The organism is Okeania sp. SIO2F4 (assembly GCF_010672385.1).
Lineage (GTDB): Bacteria > Cyanobacteriota > Cyanobacteriia > Cyanobacteriales > Microcoleaceae > Trichodesmium.
On record NZ_JAAHGT010000435.1, the window covers coordinates 1 to 7,778 of the forward strand.

3 protein-coding genes are annotated in these 7,778 nt (G+C 36.4%); 1 reads left to right on the forward strand and 2 read right to left on the reverse strand.

Annotation, left to right across the window (positions count from 1 at the left end):
• Positions 1 to 1,359: protoporphyrinogen oxidase (gene hemG / locus F6K22_RS23915; protein ID WP_293103652.1), on the forward strand; the 1,359-nt coding region annotated here is incomplete at its 5' end.
• 1,599 nt (positions 1,360 to 2,958) lie between these two features.
• On the opposite strand, the gene F6K22_RS23920 is transcribed toward hemG, so the two are convergent.
• Together F6K22_RS23920 and F6K22_RS23925 are read right to left on the reverse strand one after the other, a co-directional pair.
• Positions 2,959 to 3,660, reverse strand: a complete 702-nt coding sequence (locus tag F6K22_RS23920) for a response regulator transcription factor (RefSeq protein ID WP_293103655.1) — start codon at positions 3,658 to 3,660, stop codon at positions 2,959 to 2,961.
• A gap of 1,390 nt (positions 3,661 to 5,050) precedes the next feature.
• Positions 5,051 to 7,198: a tetratricopeptide repeat protein gene (locus F6K22_RS23925; RefSeq protein WP_293103658.1), complete on the reverse strand. Its 2,148-nt coding sequence runs from the start codon at positions 7,196 to 7,198 to the stop codon at positions 5,051 to 5,053.
• Between the last annotated feature and the right edge of the window lie 580 nt (positions 7,199 to 7,778).

The window sequence follows — 7,778 nt, forward strand, 5'->3', positions numbered from 1 at the left end:
TCACCCTTGAAGATTTTAGTTGCTGAGAGCCAAAACCGAGTAGGGGGTAATATCACCACAGTTTCTCAAGGAGAATTCCTTTGGGAAGAAGGTCCGAATAGTTTTTCTCCCACACCTGAGCTTTTAAAGTTGGCTTTTGATGTTGACCTTAAACAGGATTTGATTTTTGCAGATCGCAAGTTACCTCGCTACGTTTATTGGAATGGTCAATTGTTACCAGTGCCAATGGGTCCAACGGCTATGCTAAAGTCTAAGCTACTGAGTGATTCTGGAAAGTTACGCGCCTTAGTTGGTGCTTTGGGTTTTGTGCCACCTACTGTTGGTATTGGTCTGTCTCAGCAAGGGGGCGAAGAAACTGTATCCCAATTTTTCCAAAGACATCTTGGTCTAGAGGTGATGGAGCGATTGGTGGAACCTTTTGTTTCTGGTGTTTATGCTGGAGACCCTAGTCAACTTAGTGCTGCTGCTGCTTTTTCTAGAGTGGCTCGAATGACCGATCTTGGTGGTGGACTTTTGGCTGGTGCTGTTTTATCTGCCAAAAGAAATCCTAAGTCAAAGGTTGCTGCCGATCCTAATATTCCCAAGACTAAAGCTGGGGAGTTGGGTTCTTTTCGAGGTGGTTTGGAGGTATTACCAAAAGCGATCGCTACTTATTTAGGGGAGGCAGTAAAACTAAATTGGCATCTCACGGGTATTCGTCGTACAGAAGAACAAACTTATATAGCAGAATTTTCTACTCCTAATGGTTCTGAAGAAGTAGAGACTCGTAATATTGTGCTGTCTACTCCTGCTTATGTTTGTGCTGAATTATTTAGACCTTTGCTGCCTGAAATTGCTTCTGCATTCGATGAATTTTATTATCCTACTGTTGCTTGTGTAGTTTTGGCATATCCTGTTTCTTCTATCAAGGCAAAGATAGATGGCTTTGGTAATCTGATTCCTAGAGGTCAAGGTATCCGGACTCTTGGTACTATTTGGTCTTCTGCTTTATTTCCTGGTAGAACACCTCCAGGATGGCAAATTTTTACTAATTTTATTGGGGGTGCAACAGACCCAGAAATTTCTCAGTTAGATAGTGAAGCGATCGTTGCACGGGTACATCAAGACCTTTGTCAAACTTTATTAAAGCAGGATGCGGAACAACCAAAAGTTCTGGCGGTGCATATATGGTCTCGTGCTATTCCTCAGTATAATTTAGGTCATAATTCTAGGCTGGCTCAAATTAATCATGGCTTAAAATCTTGGCCTGGTGTGTATCTTTGTAGCAATTATATTGGTGGTGTAGCTTTGGGAGATTGTGTTCGTCGTGGTACAGAAGTAGCGACTGAGATTTATCAAAGTTTGCAGACTACAAAATGATTTTCACTCTACCGAGGGGCTAAGATTTGTGAGGAATATCGGTCTGTTTCCTTTTCTTTCTTTCCTTCGGAATGCTACTTCAATAATTAATAATTTTCATGTCGGCGACAGCTGAAACAATTAATAATTACCTCTTCTTAAAGAGAAGAGAATTGGTTAAAATAAATTTTTTTCTTTTTTTATCCTTGCTCATGAGAGGCTTTAAACCTTAGTTTTTCGGTAAAGACAACGGAGTGAATGTTAGAGTTTCCTGTTAAATTAAAGATTATAAGGAGAGGACTATGGAATTAGTAGTTTACTAACTAAAAGTGATGGCAAAAAAATTCCTAATCTAAAACGCTTTAACCAATTACACAAGAAACTCAAATTAAGCCAAAAATCTCTATCTCATAACACAATGAGGATCGAATAACTATCAGAAAGCCAGATTTAAAGTAGCAAAAATTAAGGCTCAAATTCAAGATTCAAGGTTTGACTATACTCATGAACTGACTAATCTAACTAATCAATAGATAGCAAACTATAGTAGTTTAACTTGACAGTAAAAAACATAGCTCACGAATCATAAATTAGTTGGAGAAATTAGTGACGCTAACTGGTCGGAATTACTCAGATAATTAGACTATAAAATTGATTGGTATGGTAGTAAATTAGTCAAAGAAAAATTATCTCTAAATAAGGCTTACTGATTAAATATCAAAGCATATATATATGGAGGCTTTACCCTTTGCGTGTGGTCTAAAAGTGCAAGCTTATTGCTTCCTGAAGCTGAAAATGTGAGGATTTTGAGTAGACAATGGTGGAAAAACTGAGGGACAATTGTTCCTACTACACACTCTGTAATTCTCCATTCCTTCTGACTCTTGACCCCTACCTTTACCCATAAGACTTTTTCAGCAAACCCTAAATATTTAGATAGTAAGATTGTCCTAGTTGCAACTGCTTCATAAAACTGATACAAAGCTTCACATCATAAGTGACTTCTTGATGTTTACTTCCTGCTGTACGGACGTTGCATGCAACGTCCCTAAGGCCGTCGGCGGTTACTCATCCACAGGCATTGACGGTTAAGCCAACCGCATCTGTATAACTCTATACCTAAATTTAAGTCTTTGTCAATAGATATCAGAAACATTCCTCTGACTCCTCTGAGTGAGGGTAACGAGCGGGATTGAGCGGAGAGGTCTAATAGATAGACACCCAGAAATCTTTAAGCAGCGATTAGTGCAGAAGATACAAATTTCACCCTCGTTACTAATGCGTGAAGATAACTACCGTATTATATCGCTAAAAAACGTAAATTGTTAACCAACTCAAAACTCTCACCACGATCGCGACATCAACGCCAGTATAATTTTGGCTGCCGGGTAGGCAGTATTTAGGGTAACGGTCGGTAGGGTGACCTACCGTAGAGCGAGCTTTTAGCCAGGAAGAGAGTAAATTTACCTTATCCTGGTGCTAGAAAACAGAAACCTAGAGCCTCTTTTCAGATGAGCTTTCCGTTTGTCATGCTGCGAAACGCAATTCAAGTCGCTCCGCGAAACATAAAGTTTAGAGACCCCTGACCATAGTGAAGTCTTGGTGTTGGAAGGATGTCAACTAATGATTAGACGATGGAATATCTAACTTATAACCAACACCCCTAACAGTTATAATCTTAGGCAGATTAGCATTTTTATGCTCTAACTTTTTTCGTATTTGGCCAATATGCACATCGACGACCCGTTCATCTCCAACATATTCACAATCCCAAACTTCTTGGATTAATTCTGACCGTTTCAAAGCACGACCAGGTTTAGTGGCCAAGCAGTATAGTAGATCAAATTCTAGCGCTGTTAAAGCAATTAACTCCCCATTAACAGTAACTTCTCTGCCAAGAGGGTCAATACTTAAACCTCCTACACTGAGACCTTCTGGCTCTGGGTTGGAAACTAATCTCTGGCGTTTTAAAATCGCTCTGACACGAGCGCCTAGTTCTACTAAACCGAAAGGTTTTGTAATATAATCATCTGCACCGTCTTTAAAACCTCGTAATTTACTATCCTCATCTGCAAGACTTGTAAGCATTAAAACAAAGACATTTGTATTCCTTTGCATTTCTTGGCAAAGTTGAAAGCCGGTTGTATCAGGTAAGTTTACATCTAAAACTACCAAGTCTGGTGCAAATTGATTAAATAATTCTAGGGCTGTTTTGCCATCTCCAGCAGACTCTACTTGATATTCTTGTTGACTCAAATACCGATGAATTAAAGTTCTGATTGCTGGGTCGTCATCAACCGCTAGGATCTTTGCATAGGTCATGACAAAAATCTTAAATATAAACTAAGGTATTGTCAAACTAAATCGCTGTTTTCAATTCAGAATTAACAATGTTTTGACAGGGGAAAGGTTTTTTATTTAAACACTAAATTATGATTTTGATGATTGCTAAAATATTAACTATCAGTCAAACCGTAAGTTAGTTGATTATGGTTACCTATTGATAAATAACAAAATTTTTAATTATCTTTAGACCATTGTTTATAGGTATCTTGGTAACAAGTTGATTTAACCTCGACAAAAGATTTGTGTTCTGCCCTATATTCTAGGTGTTAACTATGTAGTAGGACAACTCAAATACTTGGATATATAAAAGGATACACTTAGCTTATTGTATCATATTAAAGTAGTTTCCTCAAACCAAGTGTCATTCAGTCCTTGTTGAATAAAATGATACCAATTTATGAATGTAACCTTTGACAGGAATAATAGGATTATTATACTATCTTAATTTGATTACAACATCACTAAAATTTTAGGTAATAGATTACTAGGAGTTTGAGAAAGAGCTAAATTTTGTTCTTGTATTCGATACTTACTATAGAAGGCAAGGTTTTTTATTTAAACACTAAATTATGATTTTGATGGTTGCTCAAAATTCAACTATCAGTCAAACCGTGAATTATATCATATCCGGATGAACAGTTATAAATAATTAGGGAGTCCTCATAACTCAGAAGTGGTGGAAAAAAGAATATATTAGGAGGAGAGAGAAGGAGAAGAAAGTTTTTTTGTTGGCGGAGTTGAACGGAGTTATATCCCTAATTAAGCGGACATGATATTAGTTTATCTATGGTTACTTATTGATAAATAACAAAATTTTTAACGATCTTTAGACCATTGTTTATAGCTATCTTGGTAACAAATTGATTTAACCTCGACAAAAGAAAGAAAAGATTTGTCTTCTAATCTATATTCTGGGTGTTAACTATGTAGTACGAAAACTCAAATACTTGGATATATAAAAGGATGAACTTAGTTTATTGTATCATAATTAAATTAGTTTACTCAAACTATAGTTATTTAATTTAATAATAAAACACTTTTTCTGCTGAAATTCTTTTATATAAAGAAATGTCTGTCTCAATCTAAACTTAAACTACTATAAGTGTCATTCAGTCTTTGTTGAACAAGGGGTCGCACCGCTATTCCCTGTTTCCCGAATTACTACTCTCTACTCCCGCGCAACAAACTAATGCGCGTACCTCAACAGTATGGGAATTTCTAAGTAGGTAGGCACGAATAAACATCACTATGTAACGAAATGTTAAAGCAGTTGAAACCCGTATCTATTGCTTCCTTCCGCTCCGCTTCAGTCGCTGCGGACGTACTTGTAAATTTTTTCACCTACCTACTTATAATCTTAGTTTGATTACAACATAACCAAAATTTTAGGTAATAAATTACTAGGAATTTTAGAAAGAGCTAAATTTTGCCCTTGTATTCCATACTTACTATAGAAGGTACGGATAATTCTGAGAATATAATTTAAATTTACACTAGCTTGTTCTTCTTGTATTTCATTAATATTAGTCTGGATTCTGTCACTATAAGCTAGTAAGTGATGCTCCAAAGCTGCTTCTAAATTTCTAATTTGACTATTTTTGTCTAATATGGTATCCGATTCTATAGCTATTTGATAATAGGCAAGTCCAATATTATTATAGGTGGCCAGTAGGTCGAAGGTAAGTTGAGAAGGAGAAAACTGTTGCGCAATAGTTAGAGCTTGGGAATAAGCAGCGATCGCTTCATGGAAAAGTTTACTCCGAATTTGATGTTCTTCAAATTGGTTAGCTAAATGCCAATATGCGGTACCTAAGTTATTTTGTGTTGCAGCATAAGCAAGGGGAAAATTTTCTGAAGTGCGATACTTGAGGGCGATTAGATAGGTATCAATAGCTTTGAGAATTAGAGTTTCTGATGCTTGTGTCTGAAATTGAGCTAAATTCCAATAAGCTATCCCTAGGTTATTTTGAATCATGGCATAGTTCAGGGGTTCAATTTCTGGGGTAAAGTAATCAATAGCTTCGACATAAGCGGAAATTGCCCCTTGCAAATGCTCAACTTCTTGAGTATGTTGAGCTAAATTCCAATAAGCTGTCCCTAAATTATTTAAGGTTGTGGCATAATCTTGAGTATCAGCTATTTTATCTAGATAAAAGATGGCTTCCTGATAAGCTATAATAGACCTTTCCCAATTCTGTTGTGCCTCCTGATGGGTAGCTAAGTCTCCGTAAGCTAAACCTAAGTTTTTTTGTAATCTGGCATAAGTATCTTTTTGGGATGAGGAAATTTCACCCATAGCCATTTGATAGAGAATGATACTTCGCTCCAAATAAACTAATGAATCAGACTTACTGGATTTGATTTGACGAGATAACATCCAATACAGAGTAGCAAGGTCATTAAAAATGTCAAGAATAGGAATTTGAGATTGAGAAAATTGGCTCATATTTTCTGTATCTTCAAATGTCCACTCAAGTACCATCTCATAAGCACGAATGGCAATAATTAGACTTTGCTCCGAGACTTCTCCTGCTAAGACGCGATCGCGATGAAAATCCCCTAAAGTTTTATAAGCTATAGCTAACTCTTGAGATGGATATTGAGATTTATTCAGCTCCTGAATTTCTTTGAGGATCTGAAACTGTTGTTTTTCCAGGGATGTTTTTTCTTCTCCAGACTTTCTAGAAATTTCTGCCCATACTAAATTTGCTAGTTCCACTAATTCTAATTCTGGCTGTGGAATATTCTCCTGGTGTTGGATATGGTTGATAGGCAACTCTGGCAGTTTTTGTGGAGCGGGGGGAAGAAGATAAGCTTGAGAATTTTTTGATTCAACAGTATAAGACTTTTGTTCGAGTGCCATTAATGGTCTTACTGTGTTGATGGAAGGTGAGCTAGTTATTGATGGGGAGAAAGATAAAGGGTTTGTTTTGTTTGGCAATGATGATTTTTTTTGTCTAGGAGTTATGGGGGTGGGGTCTCCTTCAAATTCAAATATACCTGTGTGCCAATTCCAAAATTCTGGTGCTGACTGTTTGATGGTATTTAGCCAAGGTTTGGTTATCCAAAGTAAGATACTAGATTCTAATTTGGATAGACTTGTTTCTATTTTTTTGAGATTAGTAATAAATGACCATTGAACTGCTGAGGGTTGTTTGGTCAAGTTTTCTATTCCAATAATTTGAAATCCTAATATTTGATATTCTTCTGTTTTTTGAAATTGGGGATTTTCGGCAAGCCATTGATTGATTTGAGTTACTGGATTAGGATTACTTAGGTTTAAATTGAGTGTGACAAATAATATATGTGTATTGCTGTTTTCTTGTTGTTCAGTGTAATTTATAGTATTTGTTAAATCTGCTTGTAAATTTTCGACTATACTATTTCTTAGCTGTTGATTATCACATACAGCTATAAAAACTTGACGGCGTAGATTTAAGGATAGGGCTTGTTTCAAGCGTTGATAGATTTGCCGATTCAATCTAGATATTGTTGGGGCATTAATGTCTATCACAGTTCTATTGGGGGTAAGTTTATTTTAATAATATTGACTTGATTTTATGATATAAAAGTCAGGTATGATCTTAATTTTAACCAGGCTATTTTTAAAGATTTAATCCTCTTAGAGAATGTTAGTAAAATAAGTATTCAGAAACTTATTTATCAACTAAATATTAAAGCTTGAATAAGGCCAAGGGTTAAAATCGGGCTGCTTGATAGGCTATCGGTATTCATACTCCTAAAATTATGGTGAAAAATAGTTGTGTCTTCACCTATTCCCAGTTCCCAGTTAAGTATTCTCTATCTGCTTTTTTATATTTCCTGACACATTCAATCTCTTATACCATTTTCCGATCTAGCTGTGTAGAATCAGACTTTTAGAATAAATCAGCAACTTATTTATATTACCGAAACAATTAAACAATTAAACAATTAAATAATTAGATAATTCACCCTTTAAAGCCTCCCCAATAAAGGGGAAAAAGCGGTCGGAAAGCGCAGCATTCCGTAGGATGGGATGGCGAGGTCTCCGTTCCCTCCGGGACGCTACGCGAACGCTAGCCCCAATCGACCAAGAGAGCGATCGGAAAGCA

What these genes read in the sequence shown, in the direction of transcription:
- F6K22_RS23920 (WP_293103655.1), bottom strand. Translation starts at nt 3,660, where the DNA reads ATGACCTATGCAAAGATCCTAGCGGTTGATGACGACCCAGCAATCAGA.